The following is a 23,387-nucleotide window of genomic DNA, read 5'->3' as shown; positions in this document are numbered from 1 at the left end:
GGCCTGATCGGGCCACACCCTCTTCCCCCATCACGCTCCGTGCGGGACGCTCCCTTGTGGCGGCACCCTTACGAGGAGGCATCAAGTGGTCGACGCGGACCAGACATTCGTCATCGTCGGAGGCGGCCTGGCCGGCGCCAAGGCGGCCGAGACGCTCCGGGCGGAGGGCTTCAACGGGCGCGTGATACTGATCAGCGACGAGCGCGACCACCCCTACGAGCGCCCGCCCCTGTCCAAGGGCTACCTCCTCGGCAAGGACGAGCGCGACAGCGTCTTCGTGCACGAACCCGCCTGGTACGCGCAGAACGACATCGAGCTGCACCTCGGCCAGACCGTGGACGCCATCGACCGCGCCGCCAAGACGGTCCGCTTCGGGGACGACGGCACCCTCGTCCGCTACGACAAGCTGCTGCTGACGACCGGCGCCGAGCCGCGCCGGCTGGACATCCCGGGCACCGACCTGGCCGGCGTGCACCACCTGCGCCGCCTCGCGCACGCCGAGCGGCTCAAGGGCGTGCTGAGCACGCTCGGCCGGGACAACGGCCACCTCGTGATCGCCGGCGGCGGCTGGATCGGCCTGGAGGTCGCCGCGGCGGCCCGCGGGTACGGCGCCGAGGTCACGGTGATCGAGCCGTCACCGACCCCGCTGCACGGCGTCCTCGGACCCGAACTGGGCAACGTCTTCGCGCAACTGCACCGCGAGCACGGCGTCCGCTTCCACTTCGGAGCGCGGCTCACCGAGATCGTCGGCCAGGACGGCGTGGTCCTCGCCGCCCGCACCGACGACGGCGAGGAGCATCCGGCGCACGCCGTGCTGGCGGCGATCGGGGCGGCGCCCCGCACCAGCCTCGCGGAGGCGGCCGGCCTGGAGATCGCCGACCGGGCGCACGGCGGCGGCGTCGTGGTGGACGAGCGGCTGCGCACGTCCGACCCCGACATCCACGCGGCCGGTGACGTCGCCTCCTTCCCGCTCGCCCTGTTCGGCACCCGGCTGCGGGTGGAGCACTGGGCGAACGCCCTGAACGGCGGCCCCGCGGCCGCCCGCGCCATGCTCGGCAAGGAGCTCGTCTACGACCGGGTGCCCTACTTCTTCACCGACCAGTACGACCTGGGCATGGAGTACAGCGGATGGGCGCCCCCGGGGACGTACGACGAGGTGGTGATCCGCGGGGACGCCGGGAAGCGGGAGTTCATCGCGTTCTGGGTGAAGCAGGGGCGCGTGCTGGCCGGAATGAACGTGAACGTGTGGGATGTCACAGAGCCCATCCAGAGACTGATCAGCTCCCGCACACCGGTGGACCTGGAGGCCCTGTCCGATCCGCACGTCCCGCTCGACGGCCTGGCCTCCTGAGCATCGGGAGTGTCACTCCGGCCCCGTAGAATCTCCACGTGGCAGGACGGATCAGAGACGAGGACGTGAAGGCGGTTCGGGACGCTGTCCCGATCGACGCCGTCGTCTCCGAGTACCTCCAGCTGCGCAACGCGGGCGGCGGCAACCTCAAGGGCCTGTGCCCCTTCCACGACGAGAAGACGCCGTCCTTCCAGGTCAGCCCGAGCAAGGGACTCTTCCACTGCTTCGGCTGCCAGGAGGGCGGCGACACCATCGCCTTCGTGATGAAGGTCGACCACCTGACCTTCTCCGAGGCCGTCGAGCGCCTCGCCGGCCAGGCCGGCATCACCCTGCGCTACGAGGAGGGCGGCTACAACCCCGCCCACCAGCGCGGCGAACGCATCCGCCTGGTCGAGGCCCACAAGGTCGCCGCCGAATGGTACGCCGAACAGCTCGCCACCAGCGCCGAGGCCGACGCCGGCCGGATCTTCCTCGCCGAGCGCGGCTTCGACCAGAACGCCGCCCTGCACTTCGGCGTGGGCTACAGCCCCCAGGGCTGGGACCACCTCGTGCGCTACTTGCGCGGCAAGGGCTTCAGCGACAAGGAACTGCTGCTCTCCGGCCTCGCCCAGGAAGGCCGCCGCGGCCCCATCGACCGCTTCCGCGGCCGCCTGATGTGGCCGATCCGGGACATCGGCGGCGACGTCGTCGGCTTCGGCGCCCGCAAGCTGTACGAGGCGGACAACGGCCCGAAGTACCTCAACACGCCCGACACGGCGATCTACCGCAAGAGCCAGGTGCTGTACGGCATCGACCTGGCGAAGAAGGACATCGCGAAGTCCTCCCGCGCGGTCGTCGTCGAGGGCTACACCGACGTCATGGCCTGCCATCTCGCCGGTGTCACCACCGCCATCGCGACCTGCGGCACGGCCTTCGGCACCGACCACATCAAGATCCTGCGCCGCCTGCTGATGGACAACGGCTCGGCCCGCGTGATCTTCACCTTCGACGGCGACGCGGCCGGTCAGAAGGCGGCCCTGCGCGCCTTCGAGGACGACCAGAAGTTCGCCGCCGAGACCTACATCGCGATCGCGCCCGACGGCATGGACCCGTGCGAGCTGCGCATCGTCAAGGGCGACGAGGCGGTCGCCGACCTGGTCGAACCGCGCACCCCGCTGTTCGAGTTCGCGCTGCGCCAGATGGTCGCCCGCTACGACCTGGACACCCCGGCCGGCCGCGCCGCAGCCCTCGACGAGGCGGCCCCGGTCGTCGCCCGCATCAAGAACAGCGGCGCCCAGCACGAGGTCGCCGTGCAGCTCGCCGGGATGCTCGGCATCCTCGACACACAGTTCGTCGTCAAGCGGGTCGCCCAGCTGGCCCGCTGGGCCCGCGACCGCGGCGGCAAGGGCCCCGCGCCGGCCGCGCAGTCGGACCGGCAGCAGTGGGCGGCCACCGCGGGACCCGCGTTCTCCGGCCCGGCCCTCACCCTGCGCAACCCCGTCTACGCCACCGAACGCGAACTGCTCAAGCTCGCCCTGCAACGCCCCGAACTGGTCTCCCCGGCCTTCGACGCGTACGGCATCGACGAGTTCACCGCGCCGCCGTACGCCGCCGTACGCCAGGCGGTCCTGGACGCGGGCGGCGCCGAGCAGGGCGTCGCGGACGGCCAGGAGTACCTGGTCCGCGTCCGCGAGGCCGCCCCCGACGACCGGGTGCGCGCCATGGTGACCGAGCTGGCCGTCGAGGCGATCCTGCGCCGCACGGTCGACGAGACCTACGCCGGCACGGTCCTGGTCACCGTCCGCCGCCGGGCCGTGGAACGCCGGATCACCGAGATCCAGTCCCAGCTGACCCGCCTCGGCGCCGCCGGCGACCCGGCCGCCCTGGCCGCCGTACAGAACGAGCTGTGGGTCCTCCAGCAGTACGACCAGGCACTTCGGGCGCACGGGGCCGCGGCGCTCTGACCCGGCCTGCCCCGCGGGATCACCAGCCCGTCACGGACCGGACGCAAAAAGTCATCGCACGCCCCTCGTTTCCGCGATGTGTCGTACTCCACACTGGGTGCGGTGCCTGAGTCCCCGGAGCGCGGCCGATCCGTCCCACTGGTCCCACACCCGCGCGGTCCGCTCACCTCAGCAGCGATCACCCCTGGAGGTCGCCCCCGTGCAGACCCAGACCCTCGTCCAGAGCGACAGTACCGACGGCGCGGAAGCGGACGCGGAGGCGGACCTCCTGGCCGCCGTCCCGCCGCAGAGCCCCGCCGCGCACCACCCCGAGGCCATGCCCGAGCCCACCGAGCCGCCGGCCGAAGCCCTCGCGGAAGCGGCAGCCGAAGCCGAAACGGAAGCCGAAACGGAGGCCGGGTACGAGGCCGCGACGGAGCCCGAGCCCGTCGAGGCGGCGCCCGCCCGCGCCGAGACCAGCGGGCCCTCCGCCGACCTGTTCCGCCAGTACCTGCGGGAGATCGGCCGCATCCCGCTGCTCACCGCCGCCGAGGAGGTCGACCTCGCCCGGCGCGTGGAGGCCGGCCTGTTCGCCGAGGAGAAGCTCACGAACACCCCCGACCTGGACAGCCGGCTGGCCCACGACCTGGACCGGCTCGTCGTCCAGGGCCGCCTCGCCAAACGGCGGCTCATCGAGGCCAACCTGCGCCTCGTCGTGTCGGTCGCCAAACGCTACATCGGCCGCGGGCTGACCATGCTCGATCTCGTGCAGGAGGGCAACGTCGGGCTGATCCGGGCCGTGGAGAAGTTCGACTACGCGCGCGGCTACAAGTTCTCCACCTACGCCACCTGGTGGATCCGCCAGGCCATGTCCCGGGCGCTCGCCGACCAGGCCCGCACCATCCGCGTGCCCGTCCACGTCGTCGAACTCATCAACCGGGTCGTGCGGGTGCAGCGCCGCATGCTGCAGGAGCGCGGCTACGAGCCCACCCCCGAGGAGGTCGCCGCCCAGCTGGAGCTGGCGCCGGAGCGGGTCGGCGAGGTGCTGCGCCTCGCGCAGGAACCGGTGTCGCTGCACGCGCCGGTGGGTGAGGAGGAGGACGTCGCGCTCGGCGACCTCATCGAGGACGGCGACGCGGCCTCCCCCGTGGAGTCGGCCGCGTTCCTGCTGCTCAGGGAGCACCTGGAGGCGGTGCTGTCGACGCTCGGGGAGCGCGAGCGCAAGGTCGTCCAGCTGCGGTACGGGCTCATCGACGGCCGCCCGCGCACCCTGGAGGAGATCGGCCGCCTCTTCGGCGTGACCCGCGAGCGGATACGGCAGATCGAGTCCAAGACCCTCGGCAAGCTGCGCGACCACGCCTTCGCCGACCAGTTGAGGGGCTATCTGGACTGAACGGCGGGTCGCCCGGCACCGGGCGACCCGCCGGGCGGTCAGTCGACCTCCGCCACCGCCTGCGCGAACTGCGCCTGGTACAGCTGTGCGTACGCCCCGCCCGCCGCGAGCAGTTCCCCGTGCGTGCCCTGCTCCACGATCGAGCCGTTCTCCATCACGAGGATCGTGTCCGCGTCCCGGATCGTGGAGAGCCGGTGCGCGATCACGAAGGACGTCCGGCCGTGCTGGAGCTTGGCCATCGCCTTCTGGATCAGCACCTCGGTGCGGGTGTCGACGGAGCTGGTCGCCTCGTCGAGGACCAGGATCACCGGGTCGGACAGGAACGCCCGCGCGATGGTGATCAGCTGCTTCTCACCGGCGCTCACGCCCGTGCCCTCGTCGTCGATGACGGTGTCGTAGCCGTCGGGCAGGGTGCGCACGAACCGGTCGGCGTGCGCGGCCCGCGCCGCCTCCTCGATCTCCCCGCGGGTGACCTCGCGGGCCGCGCCGTAGGCGATGTTCTCCGCGATCGTGCCGCCGAACAGCCACGTGTCCTGCAGCACCATGCCGATCCCGGCGCGCAGCTCGTCCCGGGACATCCGCGCGATGTCGACACCGTCGAGGGTGATGCGCCCACCGGTCACCTCGTAGAACCGCATCAGCAGGTTGACCAGCGTGGTCTTGCCCGCGCCGGTCGGGCCGACGATGGCGACCGTCTGGCCGGGCTCCACCTTCAGCGACAGGTCCTCGATGAGCGGCTTGTCGGGGTCGTAGCGGAACTGCACATGCTCCAGCTCCACCCGCCCGCGCAGCTCGGCGGGGGTCTCGGCCGGCACCGGGTCGCTCTGCTGTTCCTCCGCGTCCAGCAGCTCGAAGATGCGCTCCGCCGAGGCCACGCCCGACTGCACCAGGTTCGCCATCGACGCGACCTGCGTCAGCGGCATGGAGAACTGGCGGGAGTACTGGATGAACGCCTGCACGTCACCGATCGACAGCGCGCCCGACGCGACCCGCAGACCGCCGACCACAGCGACCAGCACATAGTTCAGGTTCGACACGCACATCATCAGCGGCTGCATGATCCCGCTGTTGAACTGAGCCTTGAACCCGGCCTCGTACAGCGCCTCGTTCTGCTCGGCGAACTGCCGCGCCGACTCCTGCTGCCGGCCGAACACCTTCACCAGGGCGTGCCCGGTGTACATCTCCTCGATGTGCGCGTTCAGCTTGCCCGTGGTGCGCCACTGCTGCACGAAGTGCGGCTGCGAGCGCTTGCCGACGCGCGTGGCGACCACGAACGACAGCGGCACGGTCACCAGCGCGACCAGCGCCAGGATCCAGGAGACGTAGAACATCATCGCCAGCACGCCGATGATCGTCAGCAGCGAGTTGATGAGCTGGCCCATCGACTGCTGGAGCGTCTGCCCGATGTTGTCGATGTCGTTGGTCGCCCGGGACAGCACCTCGCCGCGCTGCCGCTTGTCGAAGTACGACAGCGGAAGCCGCGACAGCTTCGTCTGCACGTCCTCGCGCAGCCGGAACATGGTCCGGTTCACGGCCCGGTTGACCAGCCGCGTCGCCACCGCCATCAGCAGACCGGCGATGAGGAAGGTGCCGAGTGCGAGCAGCAGGACGTCGCCGACCGCGCCGAAGTCGATGCCCTTGCCGGGCGTGAAGTCGGTGCCGCTCAGCATGTCGGCGACCGAGCCCTGCCCGCGCGCCCGCATGGAGTCGAGGACCTGCTCCTTGGTCGCCCCGGCCGGCATGCGCCGGCCGATGATCCCGGCGAAGACCAGGTCGGTGGCCTTGCCGAGGATCTTCGGGCCGACCACGTTCAGTCCGACGCTGACCACCACGCACGCCAGCAGCGCGTAGATGGTGACGCGTTCCGGCCGGAAGTGGGAGATGAGCCGTTTGCCCGAGTTCTTGAAGTCCAGCGACCGGCTGTCGGGGCCGCCCCCGGCCATCATCCGCCCCATGGGCCCCGCCATCAGGCAGCCTCCGCTTCCGTCAGCTGGGAGAGCACGATCTCCCGGTAGGTCTCGTTGTCCGCCATCAGTTCGTGGTGGGTGCCGCTGCCGACGACCCGGCCCTCGTCGAGGACGACGATCCGGTCGGCGTCGCGGATGGTCGCCACCCGCTGGGCGACGATCACCACGGTCGCCTCCGCGGTCTCCTGGCCCAGCGCGGCGCGCAGGGCGGCGTCGGTGGCGTAGTCGAGCGCGGAGAAGGAGTCGTCGAAGAGGTAGATCTCCGGCCGCTGCACCAGCGTCCGTGCGATCGCCAGGCGCTGGCGCTGACCGCCGGAGACATTGGTGCCGCCCTGCGCGATGGGCGCCTCGAGCCCGCCCTCCAGCTTGGTGACGAAGTCCTTGGCCTGCGCCACCTCCAGCGCGTGCCACAGCTCCTCGTCGGTGGCGTCCGGATTGCCGTAGCGCAGATTGGAGGCGACCGTGCCGGCGAACAGGTACGGCTTCTGCGGCACCATGCCGACCGTGCGGGCCAGCAGCTGCGGCTCGATCTCGCTGACGTCCACGCCGTCGACGAGCACCTCTCCGTCGGTGGCGTCGAACAGCCGCGGGACCAGACCGAGCAGCGTCGACTTGCCGCTGCCGGTGGAGCCGATCACCGCGGTCACCTCACCTGGCCGGGCGACCAGGTCGATCGCCTTCAGCACCGGCTCCTCGGCACCCGGGAAGCGGAAGCCGGCGCCGCGGATCTCCAGATGCCCGTGCCGGCGCAACTCGGTGACCGGCGCGGACGGCGGCACGACGCTGGACTCGGTGTCCAGCACCTCCTCGATGCGCTCCGCGCACACCTCCGCGCGCGGCACCATCATGAACATGAAGGTGGCCATCATCACGGACATGACGATCTGCATCAGATAGGCGAGGAACGCCGTCAGATCACCGATCTGCATCCCACCGCTGTCGATGCGGTGCGCACCGAACCACACCACCGCGATGGACGACAGGTTCACCACCGTCATGACGATCGGGAACATCAGCGCGAGCAGGTTGCCGGTGCCCAGCGCCATCTCGGTGAGATCGGTGTTGGCCTTGCGGAAGCGCCCCTGCTCGTAGTCGTCGCGCACGAAGGCGCGGATGACGCGGTTGCCGGTGATCTGCTCGCGCAGCACCCGGTTCACCGTGTCCAGCCGGACCTGCATGGCGCGGAACAGCGGCCGCAGCCGGCGCACGATCAGCGTGACGCAGATCGCCAGCACCGGGACCACCGCGACCAGCACCCCGGACAGCGGCACGTCCAGACCGAGCGCCAGCACGATGCCGCCCACACACATGATGGGCGCCGACACCATCAGGGTGAACGTCATCAGGGCCAGCATCTGGACCTGCTGCACATCGTTCGTCGTACGGGTGATGAGCGAGGGCGCGCCGAAGTGACCGACCTCACGCGCCGAGAAGGACTGCACCCGGTCGAAGACGGCACCGCGCACGTCCCGGCCGAGCGAGGAGGCGGTACGCGCGCCGAAGTACACGGCGCCGATGTTGCACACGACCTGGGCCAGCGAGATGCCGATCATCAGGCCGCCGTGGCCGAGGATGTAGCCGGTGTCGCCGTTGACGACACCGTTGTCGATGATGCCCGCGTTCAGGGTGGGCAGGTACAAGGTGGCGCAGGTCTGCAGGAACTGCAGCCCCACCAGCAGGGCGATCGGTTTCTTGTAGGGCCTGAGATAGGTACGCAGGAGTCGTATGAGCACGCTGGGTTCTCTCGGAGTCGGCGACGGGGGCGTTTCGGTTGCCCGTGGCCCCTATCGTCGAACACTCCACCCGCGTTACCTCAACCGATTAACCCGAACCGGCGGGCCCTGGCCGACGGGACACCCCTTACGGCCGCATCGCCCCCGGATGGGTCTGCTCGCGCACCGACACATACTGCTGGCGCACCGCCTGACCCACCGCCAGTTCCTCGCCCGGCTCCAGCACCTGCGCCGCCGCGCCGTGCCACGCCGGGGGGTTGCGCGGATCGAGGGTGCCCTGCGACACCCCGAGCGCCCACGCGGCCTGCCGCGCCGCGCCGATCGCCGCGTAGTCCGCGGGCTGCGGTACGACGACCTGCACGCCGAACAGTGCCGGAGCCGCCGCCTGCACCGCCGGCAGCTCGGCCGCCGCGCCCAGCAGGAAGATCCGCCGCACCTCCACGCCCCGGCCGCGCAGCACGTCGAGCGCGTCCGCGAGGCCGCACAGCATCCCCTCGAACGCGGCCCGCGCGAGGTGCTCGGGCTTCATCGACTCCCGCCGCAGCCCGGCGAGCGTGCCCGCGGTGTGCGGCAGATGGGGCGTCCGCTCACCTTCCAGGTAGGGCAGCATCACCAGCCCGTGCGCGCCCGGCGTCGACTTCATCGCCAGCTCGGACAGGCCCTCCAGGTCCGGCACGCCGAGGAGTTCGGCGGCACCGCGCAGGGCACGTACGGCGTTGAGGGTGGTGACGACGGGCAGGTGCATACCGGTCGCGTCGGCCAGCGAGGTGATCATTCCGGTGCTGTCGACCAGCGCCTCGGGATGAACGGCCATCACGGACCCCGACGCGCCGAGCGAGACGACGGCGTCCCCGAGCCCGATCCCGAGCCCGAACGCGGCGGCCATGGTCTCGCCGGTCCCGGCCGAGATCAGCAGGCCCTCCGGGGTGGTACCGGCCGCCTCGGAGGGGCCGATGACCTCCGGCAGCATCGCCTGGTGGCCGAGCGCCAGCTCGACCAGGTCGGGCCGGTAGGCGCCGGTGGCCGCCGACCAGTAGCCGGTGCCGGAGGCGCCGCCGCGGTCGGTGGTCCGGCGCACCGGCCAGCCCAGCAACTGCCACACCAGCCAGTCGTGGGCCTGCATCAGCATCGCCGCGCGGCGCGCGTTGTCGGGCTCGCTGCGGGCCAGCCAGCGCAGCTTGGTCACCGGCTGCGCGGCCTGCGGCACGCATCCCACCGCCTGCGCCCACGCCTCGCGCCCGCCGAGCGCGTCGACGAGATCGGCCGCCGCGACCTGCGCCCGCTTGTCGCCGCCGGCCAGCGCAGGGCGCACGGTGGCGCCCTGCGCGTCCAGCACGATCAGCGCGTTCTGCTGCGCCGACACGCCGATGGCCTGCACGCCCTCCAGCAGACCGCCGCCGGCCGCCTCACCGAGGGACAGCAGCCACGCCTGCGGATCCACGTCGCTCGGGCGTCCCTCCAGGGGATGCGGGGCATATCCCTGGCGCAGCACGGCACCGGTGTCCGTGTCGCAGACCACGATGCGCGTGAAGTCCGGTGAGCTGTCCAAGCCGGCGACTATCCCCATGACCACCGATTGTGCCGTAGCGCTGCGCCGGCTCGGGCGGGGGGCGCGTTATCGGCGGGGGTGCGGGCGGGTGCGGTGGTCCCGTGCCCGAGATGCACCCCTTACGTGTTGCTCGTGCCCCAGTCGTCGCTTGCGCCTCCGTTGTGGGCGCTGCGCTCGCGGATGGCCTTGACCCGCTGGGCCACCGTGTCGGGGACGTGCACGCGGTCGCCGACCTTGTCGCTGACCACGTGGTACGCCTTGCCCGCGAACTGGCGGCCCTGCTGGGCCGCCGTCTCGGCGGTGTTGCGCACGGCCGGGTTCTGCGTGACCTGGCGGGCGGACTTCTTCAGTTGCTCGTAGCGTTCGCGCCCGGCCTTCGTGCCCAGTACGTAACCCAGGGCGAGTCCGGCGACGAACGTGAGCCGGTAGCGCATGGCGGCCACCCTTCCTCGTGTCGGTCCTGCGGTGCGGCGTCGGCGCCGGGGGGTACCGATTGGCGGAGCACCCCCCTGCTTGCGCTAATGTATGTGTCGCAGCGAGCGAACGCCCCCTGGCGAATACCCCAGGAGGTCCGTTCGATGCGAACGAGGCATTCCTCCGTAGCTCAATTGGCAGAGCAGCCGGCTGTTAACCGGCAGGTTACTGGTTCGAGTCCAGTCGGGGGAGCTCGGTCCTCCGTAGCTCAATTGGCAGAGCAGCCGGCTGTTAACCGGCAGGTTACTGGTTCGAGTCCAGTCGGGGGAGCATGCTGAACGAGGACCCCGGCGGGGTCCTTTTTCATTGGTCCCTTGGTTTCACTGGGGTTCATCGGATTTCATCGGGACGGGAACCGCCCGCGCGGCGTCGCGGTCCTCATGGACGTGACGTGGCATGCGAGGTCGCCCCTGCGAAGCAGGAGATCGTATGAGCGGCTATGCTGCGGCACACGGCGCGTACACATGTACGCGACACGCCGCTATGGGGCGGTAGCTCAGCCGGTTAGAGCAGCGGACTCATAATCCGTCGGCCGTGGGTTCGAGTCCCACCCGCCCCACCAGTAACGTGCTCTGACCTGCGGAAACGTCTTTCAGCGCCTCTGAGTCGCCTACTCGGCCCCAACGGAGAGAATCCGCTGCTCACAAGTACTGCCTGAGGTGTCACGGCGGGTGTCTGGACACCCTTGTCAAGACTCTGACCCGTGGCGATATAGAAACAAGCTCGGCTGCTGGGGGTTACGCAGCGAAGCTGAAAGCAAGATCCAGGGGACGCGCGGGGACGTGCGGAAATGGAGCGGACCCTCAGGAAGCCGGGCGGCCTGAGCGTCGGCGCCGTCGCTGTCCACCTCGCCCCAGCCTGCCGGGCACCGCTCTCCGGCCGCAGTTCGGCTTGAGATGTCGAACATCAAGCAGGGGAAGGTCGTCGGAGGCTCGGCCTCCGCCTTGTCGGGTATCAGATTCTCTGAGAGCATGAGGTCATGAAGACGATGACCGCTACCGAAGCATCACGGAACTTCGCCTCCGTGCTGGACAGGGCGGAACGCGGCGAAACCATCGTGATCACCCGCGGGGGCAAACGCCTGGCCGTGCTCGGCCCGGCGCCCAAAGCCACGGGCCGTGCGGTGAAAGATGCTCTCCTGCCCTACGTCGACACCCTCGACGACGCCTTCGCGGGCGATGTGATGGCCACCCGTGATCTGCTGACCCTGGACGATCCGTGGAACGACTGATCCTGGACACCGGCGTATTGATCGCGGTCGAGCGCCGGAAAGTCGTCCTCGACCATGTACTCGCGGACGATGACGACCCGGTGATCGCCGCCATCACGGCCGCGGAGTTGCTCCAGGGCGTCGAACTGGCCGACGACACCAACCGGCTTGCCCGCCAGTCATTCGTCGACGCCATCCTCGCCACGGTTCCGGCCGAGGAGTACACCGTGGACATCGCGCGGGCTCATGCGCGACTGCTCGCCCACGTCCGCAGGGCCGGCCAGCCCAGAGGAGCCCACGATCTGATCATCGCGGCAACCGCCCTGACCACCGCACGCACAGTAGTCACCTACGACAAGCGAGCGCGCTTCGACGACCTCCCCGGTGTTCGTGTACGTAGGTTGTGACGGGGCCGGACGTTTGGCTGTTGGCAAGTGCGCCTGCCTCAGCCGCTGGCTGCCCACCGAGTGACGGGAGTTGTGGCGTGGCACGCGGTTTTCTTTGTCATCGCCGTGCCTCAGTGGTGCGCGCTGAGGAAGCAACCCCACCAACGCCAGGCACATCCACCCCCGTGAGATAGGCGAAAGCGGCGGTGTGGGTGAGACCGCGGTCCATGGGATGCCCGCTACGGCGCTGGCGCCCGACGCATCAAGGGGCGGGCGGACCGACGGGTCGATCGGGTAGCCGACGACATTCACCGGGCAGCGTCCGCTGCCGGGGAGTCACATCCAGGTCGTGTCCATGTGGCCCTGGTGTGCGGACGATCATGTGAGTCCGGCGTTCACCATCCCCTCGCTCGGAGCCGCCCATCATCGCTGATGCGCCGTAAGTCCCGCTGCTCGATGGGGGGCTCAGTCGTCGCATGCGGCCACACAAGAGCTGCCGATCCGCGGTTGAATGCCGGTGTGGCACGGAAAGTGGTGGGACTCGGCGAGGACGATCTGAGGGCGCTGGCCGGGGCTCGGTCCTTCGAGCAGGGGCTGGGGTGTCTGGACGCGGTGAGCGGGATGGAGGTGGGGGAGGGCTCGGTCAGCGCCGTGGTGCACGGTACGGATGTCTACGAGGTGGAGCTCACCCTCGGCGGGGATGACGGGATCTCGGGATGGTGCGATTGCCCGTACGGGCAGGAGGGCAACTTCTGCAAGCACTGTGTGGCGGTCGGGTTGACCGTGCTGCGGCGGGCGAAAACGATTCCGCAGCAGCGGGCCGGGGCGCCGGCACGGTCTTCCGGCTTGGAAGCGTGGCTTTCAGGGCTGTCACGCGAGCAACTCCTGGTGCTGGTGCGGGAGCAGGTCGCCGAGGACCGGGAACTGCGCCGACGTTTGGAGCTGCGGGCAGCCGCTGCTCGTTCTGACCTCGGTACGGTCCGGGATCGGATCATCGCGCTGATCGATCCGCGGCCGTTCGCCCGGTACGGGTACATCGAGTACGCGGATGCCTCCGGGTATGGACGACAGGTCGCCGAGGCGGCGAGTGCCCTGAGCGCCTTGACCGCCGACGGGGAGGCCGCGCAGGCGGTCGCTCTGGCCGAGGAGGCGCTCCGGGTGCTGGGAGAGACGTACGGGGAGATCGACGACTCGGACGGCGTGGTCGGGGAGGCCGCCGCCGCAGTGGCGGAGGTCCATCTGGAGGCCTGCGGGGTCGCACGCCCCGATCCGGAGCGGCTGGCGGAGTGGCTGGTAGGACGTCTGCTCGCCGACGACAGCGATGTGACGGACCTGGATCCGCTCGACTATGCCGACGTGCTGGGGCCGAGCGGACTGGCCCGCATGCGACAGCTGGCGGCCGATGCGCTCAGGCGCAGGCCGTCCGGCTGGGCGGAGCGGTACCTGATGGAGCGCCTGGTCAAGGCGGAGGGCGACGTCGACGCACTGGTCGCCCTGTATGCGCAGGACCTCGATCCGTCCGGTGCCACCCATCTGCTCATCGCCGAGGAACTGGAAACGGAGGGCCGCGCGGAAGAGGCACTCGCCTGGGCAGAGCGGGGACTGCGGGACTGTGCCGCCGAGACGCACATCGACAGCCGTCTGGTCGAGCATGTATGCGTCCGGTACGCGAAGACGGGGCGGGTGGCGGACGCGTTCGCGGTGCGCCGGGACCGGTTCCGTGTCGAGCGGTCCCTCGCCGCCTACCGGCAGCTGCGCTCCGCCGCTTGGGCGGCAGACTGCTGGGAGGTCGAGCGCGCGGCGGCGCTGGCCATCTTGAGGGAGGACGCCCGTCGTGAGTGCGGCGGCCGGTACGGCGGCCCCGTGCTGATCGACGTGCTGCTCGACGACGGCGACCTGGACGCCGCCTGGCGCGAGGCGGACGACCGCGCGGACGACCGGCAGTGGGAGCGACTCGCCGCCCTGTCGCGCGAGATACGTCCGGCCGAGGCGCTCGGCGTGTACCTGCGGCTGGTCGAGCGGTCGAAGGAGCCGACGGGGGACCGTGCTTACGCGCACCTGGCCGGGTTGCTCCTGGCGGCCCGTGACTGCCATCGCGCGCTGGGGACCGAGGACGCGTTCACCGTGTATCTCGCCGGCCTGCGCACAGAACTGAAACGCAGGCGGAAGCTAATGAGCATCCTTGACCGGCACGGGCTGTGAATGGGCTCCGGCAGAGGGCCTCATCGGCGATGGGAGAACGACAGGGGCAGGGGCCCGCCCCACCGGGCTCGGTAGAGGCAAAAGCGTTTCTACCCGCGCAGCCAATGAAGTGAGGGCCGCCCCGCGTGAGGGGCGGCCCTCTTTCCTTCGTTCAGCGCATGCCGGTCACCGCGTGGTGTCGTCCGTCGCCGTCACCACGGTGTCGTCGTCGCGTTCGCCCTCCGCCTGGGACGGTGTCGTCTGCGGGTTCGTCGGCTCGTCGGTCGGGTCGGAGGTGTCGTCGACGGCCGGCCGCTCGCCCTCGGCCTGGGACGGGGTGGGTTCGGTGGTCATGGTTTCCTCCCGGGTCCGTCGGTCGCCGTCCGGGTACCCCGGGGGGTCACCCGCCCACACCGGTGTCAGGACCGGTGGTGGAACAGGGCCGTGCGCAGCGCCGAGCGGATGTCGTCCGGCAGGGGAGTGCCCTCGCTGCCGGCCCCGGCCGTGACCATCGCGGCCACCGTGCGCAGCTTGGTGTTGGACAGCTGGGAGGTCTCGCGGAGGATCGTCCACGCCTCCTGGGAGGTGCAGCCGTGCGCGGCCATCAGCATGCCGCGCGCCTGGTCGATCACCGGCCGGGAGGCGATCGCCTGGCGCAGCTGCGCGATCTCCTCCCGGAGCATCCGCAGCCGCTCCGCCCGCTCCAGCGCCACCGCCGAGGTGGTGCGCGGCGGCGGGCCGGCCGGTCCCGCACCGCCGTGGGCGGCGCTGCGCAGCGGCTCCTCGGTGTCCAGGCCGGCCAGCTCCAGGATGCGGCGCGGCTGGCCCTGCCAGTGCGCGGTCCGCACCGGGACCCCGTGCCGGTGGCGGTGGTCGTCGAGCAGGTCCAGGAAGCCCAGCCCGGCCGTATCCATGAAGTGCACCCCGGACATGTCCAGCTCGATCTCCCGCACCCCGTCCGGCAGCTCCCCGAGTGTGTCCGCCAGGGTCCGGGCGCAGCCGTGGACCAGCTCACCGCGTGGTCGCAGCTCGGCCCGCCCCCCGCTCACGCGGACCTCGACGACCAGCGTGTCCAGCTGCCCGGCCAGCGGCGGCCGGGTCGTGGCCGTACGGTCTGCGTTCCAGTGGTCTCCGACGGTCGTCACGGCGTCGCGTGCCCCCTGTGCCTTTCGGTTCGGTGTACTGCTCGCGGTCTCCCGCGCGCCCGCGAGGCCCTGGGTACCTCGCCGTCACCGCGGCGCCTGCCCGGAGTACTGTCTCCTACACACGTGCTCCCGCACGGGACGGGGCGGCGCCGGGCAGCATGGCCGGGTGCCGGGCGGGTAGACGGAGATCGTCGAGGGGGGTGATGGGTATGGGCGACCTGGACGAGGTGCCGGCCGCGCCCGTCGACCCGATGCCGGCACTGACGCTGGCCCCGCTGTCCGGACGGACCGGCCTGCGGGCCGCGGGCGAGATCAGCCTGGGGACGCGCGGGGAGTGGGAACGAGCCCTGCGAGATGTGCTGTGCGAGGACGATGATGTGTACTACCTGGAGCTGTCCGCCGTGACCTTCGCCGATGTCGCCGGGGTCGGTGCGCTCGCGGACGCGGCCCAGCGGCTGCCCGACGGCCGCCGCATCGTGCTGCACCGGCCGCCGGCCGTGGTGAGCAGGGTGCTGGAAATGTTCTGGCCCGGGACGGCGGCGATCGAGGTGTCGATGTCATGAGTACCAGCGAGGCTCCGGCCCCCGCCGACCCGTTCGTCCACCCCGCCCTCTTCTACCGCGACACGCAGGAGTACATCGACGGCACCGTCCCCTTCGTGCGCGCCGGACTCGACGCCGATGAGCCCGTCGCCGTCGCCGTCCCCGGCGACAACCTGGAACTGATCCGCGCCGAGCTCGGCGACGACGCCCGCCGGGTGCGGCTCCTGGACATGCGCGAGGCCGGACGCAACCCGGGCCGGATCATCCCCGGAGTGCTGCGCGCCTTCGCCGACGCCCAGCCCGCCGGGCGCCGGGTGCGGATCATCGGCGAGCCGATCTGGGCCGGGCGCAGCGCCGTCGAATACCCGGCCTGCGTGCAGCACGAGGCGCTGATCAACGCCGCGTTCCAGGGCCGCGAGGCGACCATCCTGTGCCCGTACGACGTCGTCCGGCTGCCGGAGCGCATGGTCGCCGACGCCTACGCCACCCACCCCACGGTGATCCCGACCGGGGCCGCCGACGAACGCCTCAGCCACGCCTACGCACCCGCCGAGGTCGTCGCCCGCTACAACGAGCCGCTGCCGTCCGCCCCGGACGTCGCGGAGTGCGCCTTCGACAAGACCACCCTCTCGGCGGCCCGGCACCACGCGGTCGGCGAGGGAGCGCGGCTCGGGCTGGAGGGCGTACGGCTGGACGACCTCGCTCTCGTCGCAGCCGAGCTGACCACGAACAGCGTGGTGCACGGAGGCGGGAGCGGCACCCTGCGGGTGTGGGCCGAGGGCGGGCACGTGGTGTGCGAGGTGCGCGACGGCGGGCTGCTCGCCGATCCGCTGGCCGGCCGCCGGCCCGTCCCGCGCGACCAGCGCGGCGGCCGCGGCCTGCTGCTGGTGAACCTGGTCAGCGACCTGGTGCGGATGCACACCGCGCAGGACGGCACCACCGTCCGCGCCTATCTGGGCTAGAGGGCGACGCCGCCGGGGGGTGAGACCCCGGCGGCCGCCTGCCGGGACACGCCGCTCAGGGCGCCAGCGGGTCCAGCTGCAGCGGTTCGATACGGCCCTCCAGCATGGCGCCCAGGCCCTGTGCGGCGCAGATGTCCGGCCGGTCGGCGATGTGCACCGGCATCCCGGTGGCCTGACGCAGCATCTGGTCGAAGCCGGGGAGCAGGGCGGAGCCGCCGACCATCATGATCCCGCGGTCGGCGAGGTCGGCCACCAGGTCGGGCGGGCAGTCCCGCAGCACCTTGCCGATGCCGTCGAGCACCGCGGTCAGCGGCGTCTGGATGGCGTCCCGTACGGCGGCGGTGTCGATCCGGACGCTGCGGGCGAGCCCGGTGGCCACGTCCCGGCCGTGGATCTCGGTGGACGCCGGGCCGTGCGGGGTGAGCCCGTTGCCGGACAGGGCGAGCTGCAGCGGCCGTACGGACTGGCTCGGCAGCATCAGCTCGTGCTCGTGGCGCAGATGCTGCACGATCGCGTGGTCCACGGCCTCGCCGCCGACCGGGATGCGTGCGGCGGTGACGATGGAGCCGAGGGAGAGCACCGCCACCTGGGTGGCCGCCGCCCCGCACACCATGATCATGGTGGCCTCGGGACGCTCCACCGGCAGCCCGCAGCCGACCGCCGCCGCGATGAGCGTGTCGACCAGTTCCACGCGCCGCGCGCCGAGCCCGACCAGCGTCTCGATCGCGGCGCGCTGGGCGAGCGGGTCCGCGTCGTGCGGGGTGCAGGCGGCGGCCCGCAGCCGGGGCTTGCGGCGCAGCTGGCGGCGGATCTTGTCGCCCAGCAGGTGCCGCAGCATGCGCTGTGCCATCTCGATGTCGACGACCGTGCCACCCGACACCGGGCGCACGACCCGGATGTAGTGCGGGGTGCGTCCCGTCATCTTCTCGGCGAACTCGCCGACCGCGATCAGCGCGCCGGTGCGGGTGTTGACGGCGGCGACGGACGGCTGGTCGACGACGAGCCCCGCGCCCTTGACGTAGACGCGGGTACGGGCCGCCCCCAGGTCGACGGCGAAGTGGCAGCGGCGCAGCTGCTCCAGACTGGCGGTCATGGCTGGCGGTTCCTCCCGTAGGTGGCGGGCCTGTTTCGCATCCTGCGGGTGGGACGTGGACGCCGCTTGCTGAAGGGGGCCGGGTGGGGTGCCGCTGAACGGGTGTTTCCGTGATCCCCTGACACCCGTCACCCGCACCGGAGCAGACGGAACGTCAGCGGGGCGGCAGGGCGCGGGCCGCCTCCAGCAGCGGATCCAGCGACCGGACGGTGATCTCGCAGCCCGCCTCCCGCAACTGCCGCTGGAGGGTCGCGGTGCGGGCCAGGCCCACGAAGGGCAGCCCCAGCCGCCGCGCCGCCGCCAGTTCCGCGGGCGAGGACCCGATCAGCACCGCGTCCACGGCCGCAGCGCCGTCCAGCGCCCGCAGCAGACAGTCCGGGTCGGGCATCAGCCGGGTGAGGTCGTCGCCGCGGCCGTGGACGCCGTCCAGCGGCAGCCGGTACGGCTCCAGATACCGGTGTACGGCGCGCTCGGACACGTCCGTGACCACGCGGACCCGGCGCCCGGAGCCGTGCAGGGCGCGGATCAGCGCGGCGCAGTGGTGGGTCGTCGGTGCGTCCGGCACCGCCGCCAGTTCCAGCTCGTCCAGGCGGCCCCGCAGCAGCGGCCCGAGCCGGTCGCGGGCGAAGGTGCGCAGCACGTCCAGCGGGTGCACCGACGCCTCCCGCACCGCCTCCACGGCCAGCGGACGCCCCGTCAGCGCGTCCTCGGGATCGCGGTGCTCGCCGACCACGGCGAGCAGGTCGAGCGCGGCCGCGCGGGCCGCCGCCGCCGAGAACAGGCGCGCGACGGGCCCGTCGAAGCCGACGAGCACGGTCTCGGCCCGCGCGAGCACCTCCGGCGGTGAGACGGCGCCGGGCGGGAGCGGCGCCGGAGCGCTCGTCCCTTCCGGTGCCAGCCGCACCGAGCAGCTCACCGCGAGCCCCGGCACCGGCCCGCCGCGCAGCTCGTTCTTCACGGCACGTTCCGCCCCGGTGGCCCGGCGCAGCGTGTGCCGCGCGGTGATCCGCCCCGCCTCCCGCCGCACATGCGCCAGCAGCCGTGCCGTGACGTCCGCGACCTGCGCGTGCACGAAGGCCACGGGATCCTCGACCCGCCAGGACAGCTCGACGGTTGCGGTGAAGACACCCTTGCCGGAGCTGGGCAGGGCCATCTCGTGCCGGGTCTGCCGGGGGGTGAGGTCGACCTCGTAGTACGTCGTGGCCCGGCCGACGCGGGTACCGGCCGGGTCGAGGAGGGTGAGGGGGCCGTCGGCGTCCAGGTGCACGATCGCCGTGCGCCCCGGGGCCGGGATGCCGAGCTCGCGTACGTCGCCGGCGATGAACGGTCCGCGGACCAGGTCCCGTCGCTCCTCCTCCGCGGGCGGCGACAGGGCGCAGTACCAGGCGAGGGGCGGGGCATCGGGCCGCGCCCCGAGCAGCGGCCGGAAACGGGGCGAGCGCGCCGCGGCGGAGCTGGCGGCGAACTCGGCGTACAGGGCGGGCGGTACGACGACACCGCGGCCGGCGGGCAGTTCCCCCGGCGGGAGGTCCGGCGCGAACGTCACCCTCAGGTGGGGCCGGCCGGAGAGGACGCCGGGGAACGTGCGCACCACCGAGACCAGGACGGGGAGCAGGTAGGTGCCGGGGGCGGTGTGCACCAGGTAGCCGTTGTCGCGGACGGACACCTCGTACCGCTGTGGGGCGAGGGAGCGGGAGAGCACCTCGTGCACGGCCGCTTCGAGGGTGATGCGGGCCTCGGGGCTGCCGGTGAGATCGTCGGTGAGGAAGGAGACCGCCGGCCGCGGCGGCGCGGGGTCCAGCAGAGCGGTGAGCCTGCCGTGCAGGGAGTCGAGTTCGGCGCGGGCGGCGGCGGCGGCCGGACCCGGAACGCCGTCCAGGACGGCACCGCGCCACAGCGCCAGTGCTCCGGCCGCCAGGTGATCGCAGCGCGCCGTGTCCCCGGCGGCCCGGGACGCCTCGGCCTCGGCGGCGAGCCGGCGGGCGAGCAGGACGTCGAGCTCCTCCTCCGCGGGAAAGGGGCGCAGCCGGACGCTGTCACCGTCGACGCTGATCTCGGCCTCCGGGCGCAGCGCGGCCCGCAGCTCCCTGACCCGCCGGTCGGCGTCGACGCGGCCGCCCAGTCCGGCGGCCAGCTCGCCGCGGGTGACGCTGCCGCCGCCCAGGAGCAGCATGCTCAGCACGGCGCTCGCCGAGGGCCCGCCGGCCGGGACCTCCCGTCCGGCCCGTGCGACCCGCACCGGGCCCAGCAGCGCGTAGTGCAGCCGCTCCTGTGGCAGCACCAGACGGCGCAGCCGTTCGGCGCCGCGCTCCTGCGCGTCGGCGCGGTCGGAGACGAGGTCCGTCACGGCCTCGGCCAGTTCAGCCGCCAGGGGCGGGGGCAACTGCTCCGCCCGGTACGACGCGGACACGATGCCGCCCAGCGCCCGCAGGTCCTCCGCCCGGCTCCCGGTGCCGACGCCGAGGCCGTCGAGGCAGGTCAGCACCGGCCCGCCCGGCGTGATCAGGACGTATGCCGGGTCCAGCCGGCCGTGCGGACGGCCGTGCGCGTGCAGGGCGTTCACCGCCTCCACGAGCGGCGGGACCACCTCGACCAGCTCCTCGGCCGTGAGGCCGTGCTGCCGGTGCTCCAGCAGCTCCGGCAGCGGCCGCCCGTCGACGTACTCCCGGACGAGGTAGGTGAATCCGCCGGCCGTCCCGTGGTCGCGGATCGCGGCGATCCCCGGGTGGTGGACCGCAGCGAGCCGCCGGGCCACGTCGGCGAAGGTGCTGCCCGGCCACATCAGCGGGCTGTGCCGGCGCACCACCACCCTCGCGTCGCCGTCCTGGGTGTCCTCGGCGAGCCGGCTCGCGCCCGCGACACCGAGCCGCCGCAGGAGCCGGTACCGCCCCGCGAACAGCTCCCCCTCGCCGCCGCCCTCCGCCAGCCGCCGTACGCTGTCCCGGCTCACGTGGGCGAACGGTTCGGCGTCCACTCCCGTCGGGCGGCCCGACGCGGCCGGGGTCGAGGCGCGGAATTCGCCCGGTGCCCGGCCCGCCGCCGTGTCGATCAGAGCACCGACCTGCTCCAGGAGTTCGGCCGTGCGGCCGTGCGCCGAGCGGGGCAGGCCGCGCAGCAGCAGCTCCCGTACGCCGGGCCGGAAGGCGTAGGAGCCCGCCGGGCCGGGCAGCGCGGTGAGCATGCCGCTGAGGATGACCTCGGCCAGGTGCTGCGGCCGCGGCTCGGCCTCCACGGCCCGCTGCACCAGCCGCATCACCGGCAGGTCCGGCCGGCCGACCGCGAGATGCCCCGCCAGCCGGAAGGCCTCCGGCGACGCCGTCTCGCGAAAGCGCAGCACCAGCTCCTCGGCGGACAGCCGGGAGACGTCGGTGCGGTCGCCCGCGTCGGCGGGCAGCGGCCGGCGCAGGGCGGCCCCGGCCGCCGGGACCCCGGTGCGGCCGGGCCCGGCGAGCAGCGCGGCCCAGTTCGCCAGCCAGCGCGGCCCCGGCTCCAGCACCGGCAGCACCAAGGACGCGTCCGCCTCGTACGGGTCGGGCGGCTCGTACGGTGTGAAGGTGAGGGCGGCCGCCGGGGCCGCCGGGTGCGGGGCCGACAGCCGGCCCGGGACCGCGGGCAGGGCCGTGTCCCGCCACAGGTGTTCCGGCAGCGGCTGGACGACCGCCACCGGCATCCGGCCGGCCCAGCGGCGCAGGGTGGCGTACCAGCGGCTGCCCGCGGGCCCCTCCCGCCACTGCGGGCCCATGCAGTCGCTGACCAGCAGCAGCACCGTACGGCCGTCGGCGGGCGTGGCCGGGACGCGCACCGTGCCGTCGGGGTCCGCGCGGTACAGGGTGACGGTGCGGAACAGACCCGACTGGGCCAGCGTGGTGTGCAGTTCGCGCACCAGGGGCCGCCACACCGGCATCGTCGGCCCGGCGTCGTGCACCAGGTGCAGGCGCAGCCAGCGCTCGCGGCTCGGGCGCAGCACTGGCAGCCACCACTGCGGGTCCGCGCCCAGCCGGGCGATGCGCTCGGCGGTCGCCCGCTCGTCGAGTTCACGGCCGGTGGGGGCGTCGACGCGGCGGCCCAGCGGGCGCAGGGCGCGCTGCAGGGCCAGCGGGCGGGGCAGCATCGGGGGCGCGGGCGCCAGCAGCGAGGCGTGCGGTGCGGCCGGCGTGCCGGGCGCCGGTCCGGCGACGGGCAGGTGCAGTGGGGCGCGGGGTGGGGTGGGAGCGGGCTCCGTCCGGGGCGCGGGCGCCGGGCGCGGCCGGTCGTCCGGTGCGGGCAGCGGCCGGGGGTCGGCCGCCGAGGGTTCTTCCGTCAGCGGCTCTTCCTCGCCGCCGTCCTCCATCTGCCTGGCCAGCCATAGCAGTTCGGCCAGTTCCAGCGCGGTCGGCCGGGGGCCGCCCGCCGCCTCGGCCAGCACGTCCGCCAGGTGGCCCAGGGCCGCCGGCAGGGCCGGCGGGGCGGGGGAGGACTCAGAAGACATCGGCCTGCGCGCCCTGGCCCAGGTACGGCATCAGCCGCTCCGCCAGCTCGTCCAGGGACGTGGCGTCCAGATCGGCGGAACGGGCCAGGTAGATCGCGTTCAGCAGCTGGTCGGTGGCCAGGTCGCCGGCGCCCGCCCGGGACAGGAACCGGTCGATCAGCCGCCGCGCCCGCTCGTCCGGCTCACCCAGGTGCGCCCGTACGATCTCGGCGAGATGCCCGTCGTCGGGCTGGCGCAGCCGCAGGGTGACGCAGCGGCGCAGGAACGCGGGCGGGAACTCGCGCTCACCGTTGCTCGTCAGCACCACGAACGGAAAGGCCCGGCAGCGCACTCGGCCCCGCTCCACCGGCACCCGCTCGTCGGTGCCGTCGATCATCACCTGGGCGCGGCCCTCGGGCGAGTGCCGGGCGGAGCGCACCAGTTCGGGGATCTCGTACTGGCCCTCCTCCAGCACGTTCAGCAGGTCGTTGGGCAGGTCCAGGTCGCTCTTGTCGATCTCGTCGATGAGCAGGGCGCGGGGGCGCGCGTACGGCAGCAGGGCGGTGCCGAGCGGGCCGAGGCGCAGATGGTGCTCGATCCCGGCGTCCGCGGCCTGCGGCCCCTGCCGTGCCGCGTACAGCCGCGACAGCGGGTCGTACTGGTAGAGGCCGTCGTGCAGGGTCGAGCGGCTGGTGATGTTCCAGCGCAGTACCGGGCCCAGCCGCAGCTCCCGCGCCACCGCGTACGCCAGCGACGACTTGCCGGTGCCGGGCGGGCCGGTGACCAGCAGCGGGCGGCGCAGATAGAGGGCCGCGTTGACCAGCTGGACGGTCTCCCCGGTGGCCTGGTAGGTGGCGGCGCGGTGGGCGCGGTCGGGGGAGACGGCGGCGGCGTCCGCGCGCTCGTCCGGCACCGGCAGCACCGGGCCGCCGTCGAAGGCGCGCCAGGGCGGGGGCGGCGGCAGCCGGTCGACGCCGTCGTGCGGCTGGCCGGTGCCGGTGTAGACGGGCCACAAAGGCATGGGTTCCTTGG

16 protein-coding genes, 3 tRNA genes and 1 pseudogene are annotated in these 23,387 nt (G+C 72.6%); 11 read left to right on the top strand and 9 right to left on the bottom strand.

Annotation, left to right across the window (positions count from 1 at the left end; genetic code table 11):
• Positions 1-85: 85 nt before the first annotated feature.
• The 3 genes and pseudogenes from AB0J12_RS14525 (at position 86) to AB0J12_RS14515 (ending at position 4,666) form a co-directional block, all read left to right on the top strand.
• Positions 86-1,351: an FAD-dependent oxidoreductase gene (locus AB0J12_RS14525; RefSeq protein WP_363264623.1), complete on the top strand. Its 1,266-nt coding sequence runs from the start codon at positions 86-88 to the stop codon at positions 1,349-1,351.
• A 38-nt stretch (positions 1,352-1,389) separates the two neighbouring features.
• Entirely contained in the window at positions 1,390-3,294 is a 1,905-nt protein-coding gene (gene dnaG / locus AB0J12_RS14520; protein WP_363264622.1) for a DNA primase, read from the top strand.
• Positions 3,295-3,432: 138 nt separating this feature from the next.
• Positions 3,433-4,666: pseudogene (locus AB0J12_RS14515) on the top strand (RNA polymerase sigma factor).
• Positions 4,667-4,704: 38 nt separating this feature from the next.
• Here AB0J12_RS14515 and AB0J12_RS14510 read toward each other — a convergent pair.
• From AB0J12_RS14510 to AB0J12_RS14495, 4 genes are all read right to left on the bottom strand, one after another.
• Positions 4,705-6,633 (bottom strand): ABC transporter ATP-binding protein, encoded by a 1,929-nt coding sequence (locus AB0J12_RS14510; RefSeq protein WP_363264621.1) that lies wholly within the window; start codon positions 6,631-6,633, stop codon positions 4,705-4,707.
• Positions 6,633-8,366, bottom strand: a complete 1,734-nt coding sequence (locus tag AB0J12_RS14505; RefSeq protein WP_363264620.1) for an ABC transporter ATP-binding protein — start codon at positions 8,364-8,366, stop codon at positions 6,633-6,635. The genes AB0J12_RS14510 and AB0J12_RS14505 overlap by 1 nt, the downstream gene beginning before the upstream one ends.
• A gap of 127 nt (positions 8,367-8,493) precedes the next feature.
• Entirely contained in the window at positions 8,494-9,933 is a 1,440-nt protein-coding gene (locus tag AB0J12_RS14500) for an FGGY family carbohydrate kinase (protein ID WP_363264619.1), read from the bottom strand.
• A gap of 101 nt (positions 9,934-10,034) precedes the next feature.
• The gene (locus tag AB0J12_RS14495) at positions 10,035-10,349 is read right to left on the bottom strand and encodes a YtxH domain-containing protein (RefSeq protein ID WP_363264618.1); all 315 of its coding nucleotides are present in this window, start codon (positions 10,347-10,349) and stop codon (positions 10,035-10,037) included.
• Between the two features lie 159 nt (positions 10,350-10,508).
• On the opposite strand from AB0J12_RS14495, the gene AB0J12_RS14490 reads away from it, so the two are divergent.
• From AB0J12_RS14490 to AB0J12_RS14465, 6 genes are all read left to right on the top strand, one after another.
• A tRNA-Asn gene (locus tag AB0J12_RS14490) sits at positions 10,509-10,581 on the top strand.
• A gap of 5 nt (positions 10,582-10,586) precedes the next feature.
• Positions 10,587-10,659, top strand: a tRNA-Asn gene (locus AB0J12_RS14485).
• A gap of 215 nt (positions 10,660-10,874) precedes the next feature.
• A tRNA-Ile gene (locus AB0J12_RS14480) sits at positions 10,875-10,951 on the top strand.
• A gap of 417 nt (positions 10,952-11,368) precedes the next feature.
• Complete coding sequence (locus AB0J12_RS14475) at positions 11,369-11,620, top strand: type II toxin-antitoxin system Phd/YefM family antitoxin (RefSeq protein ID WP_363264617.1); 252 nt, start codon at positions 11,369-11,371, stop codon at positions 11,618-11,620.
• Positions 11,608-12,006, top strand: a complete 399-nt coding sequence (locus AB0J12_RS14470; protein ID WP_363264616.1) for a PIN domain-containing protein — start codon at positions 11,608-11,610, stop codon at positions 12,004-12,006. Before AB0J12_RS14475 ends, AB0J12_RS14470 begins: the two co-directional genes overlap by 13 nt.
• A gap of 498 nt (positions 12,007-12,504) precedes the next feature.
• The gene (locus AB0J12_RS14465) at positions 12,505-14,187 is read left to right on the top strand and encodes an SWIM zinc finger family protein (protein ID WP_363264615.1); all 1,683 of its coding nucleotides are present in this window, start codon (positions 12,505-12,507) and stop codon (positions 14,185-14,187) included.
• A gap of 165 nt (positions 14,188-14,352) precedes the next feature.
• Here the strand turns inward: AB0J12_RS14465 and AB0J12_RS14460 are convergent, their stop codons facing one another.
• Both AB0J12_RS14460 and AB0J12_RS14455 read right to left on the bottom strand, forming a co-directional pair.
• Positions 14,353-14,520: a hypothetical protein gene (locus AB0J12_RS14460; protein ID WP_363264614.1), complete on the bottom strand. Its 168-nt coding sequence runs from the start codon at positions 14,518-14,520 to the stop codon at positions 14,353-14,355.
• Positions 14,521-14,585: 65 nt separating this feature from the next.
• Positions 14,586-15,233: an ANTAR domain-containing protein gene (locus tag AB0J12_RS14455; protein WP_363264871.1), complete on the bottom strand. Its 648-nt coding sequence runs from the start codon at positions 15,231-15,233 to the stop codon at positions 14,586-14,588.
• A 287-nt stretch (positions 15,234-15,520) separates the two neighbouring features.
• On the opposite strand from AB0J12_RS14455, the gene AB0J12_RS14450 reads away from it, so the two are divergent.
• The gene (locus AB0J12_RS14450; RefSeq protein ID WP_363264613.1) at positions 15,521-15,874 is read left to right on the top strand and encodes an STAS domain-containing protein; all 354 of its coding nucleotides are present in this window, start codon (positions 15,521-15,523) and stop codon (positions 15,872-15,874) included.
• Positions 15,871-16,815 (top strand): anti-sigma factor RsbA family regulatory protein, encoded by a 945-nt coding sequence (locus tag AB0J12_RS14445; protein WP_363264612.1) that lies wholly within the window; start codon positions 15,871-15,873, stop codon positions 16,813-16,815. The genes AB0J12_RS14450 and AB0J12_RS14445 overlap by 4 nt, the downstream gene beginning before the upstream one ends.
• Before the next feature lie 55 nt (positions 16,816-16,870).
• On the opposite strand, the gene AB0J12_RS14440 is transcribed toward AB0J12_RS14445, so the two are convergent.
• The 3 genes from AB0J12_RS14440 to AB0J12_RS14430 all read right to left on the bottom strand — a co-directional run bounded on the left by AB0J12_RS14440 (position 16,871) and on the right by AB0J12_RS14430 (position 23,376).
• On the bottom strand, positions 16,871-17,908 hold the full coding sequence (locus AB0J12_RS14440) for a rod shape-determining protein (protein WP_363264611.1): 1,038 nt from the start codon (positions 17,906-17,908) through the stop codon (positions 16,871-16,873).
• A 154-nt stretch (positions 17,909-18,062) separates the two neighbouring features.
• Positions 18,063-22,376 carry an SAV_2336 N-terminal domain-related protein gene (locus AB0J12_RS14435; RefSeq protein ID WP_363264610.1) on the bottom strand — a complete coding sequence of 1,438 codons (4,314 nt, stop codon included), beginning with the start codon at positions 22,374-22,376 and terminating at the stop codon, positions 18,063-18,065.
• Positions 22,366-23,376 (bottom strand): MoxR family ATPase, encoded by a 1,011-nt coding sequence (locus AB0J12_RS14430; protein WP_363264609.1) that lies wholly within the window; start codon positions 23,374-23,376, stop codon positions 22,366-22,368. The genes AB0J12_RS14435 and AB0J12_RS14430 overlap by 11 nt, the downstream gene beginning before the upstream one ends.
• Between the last annotated feature and the right edge of the window lie 11 nt (positions 23,377-23,387).

It is taken from the genome of Streptomyces sp. NPDC049915 (genome assembly GCF_040656475.1).
Classification (GTDB): Bacteria; Actinomycetota; Actinomycetes; order Streptomycetales; family Streptomycetaceae; genus Streptomyces.
Note: the sequence above shows the minus strand (reverse complement) of the source record. Positions and strands in the feature narration are given on the sequence as shown.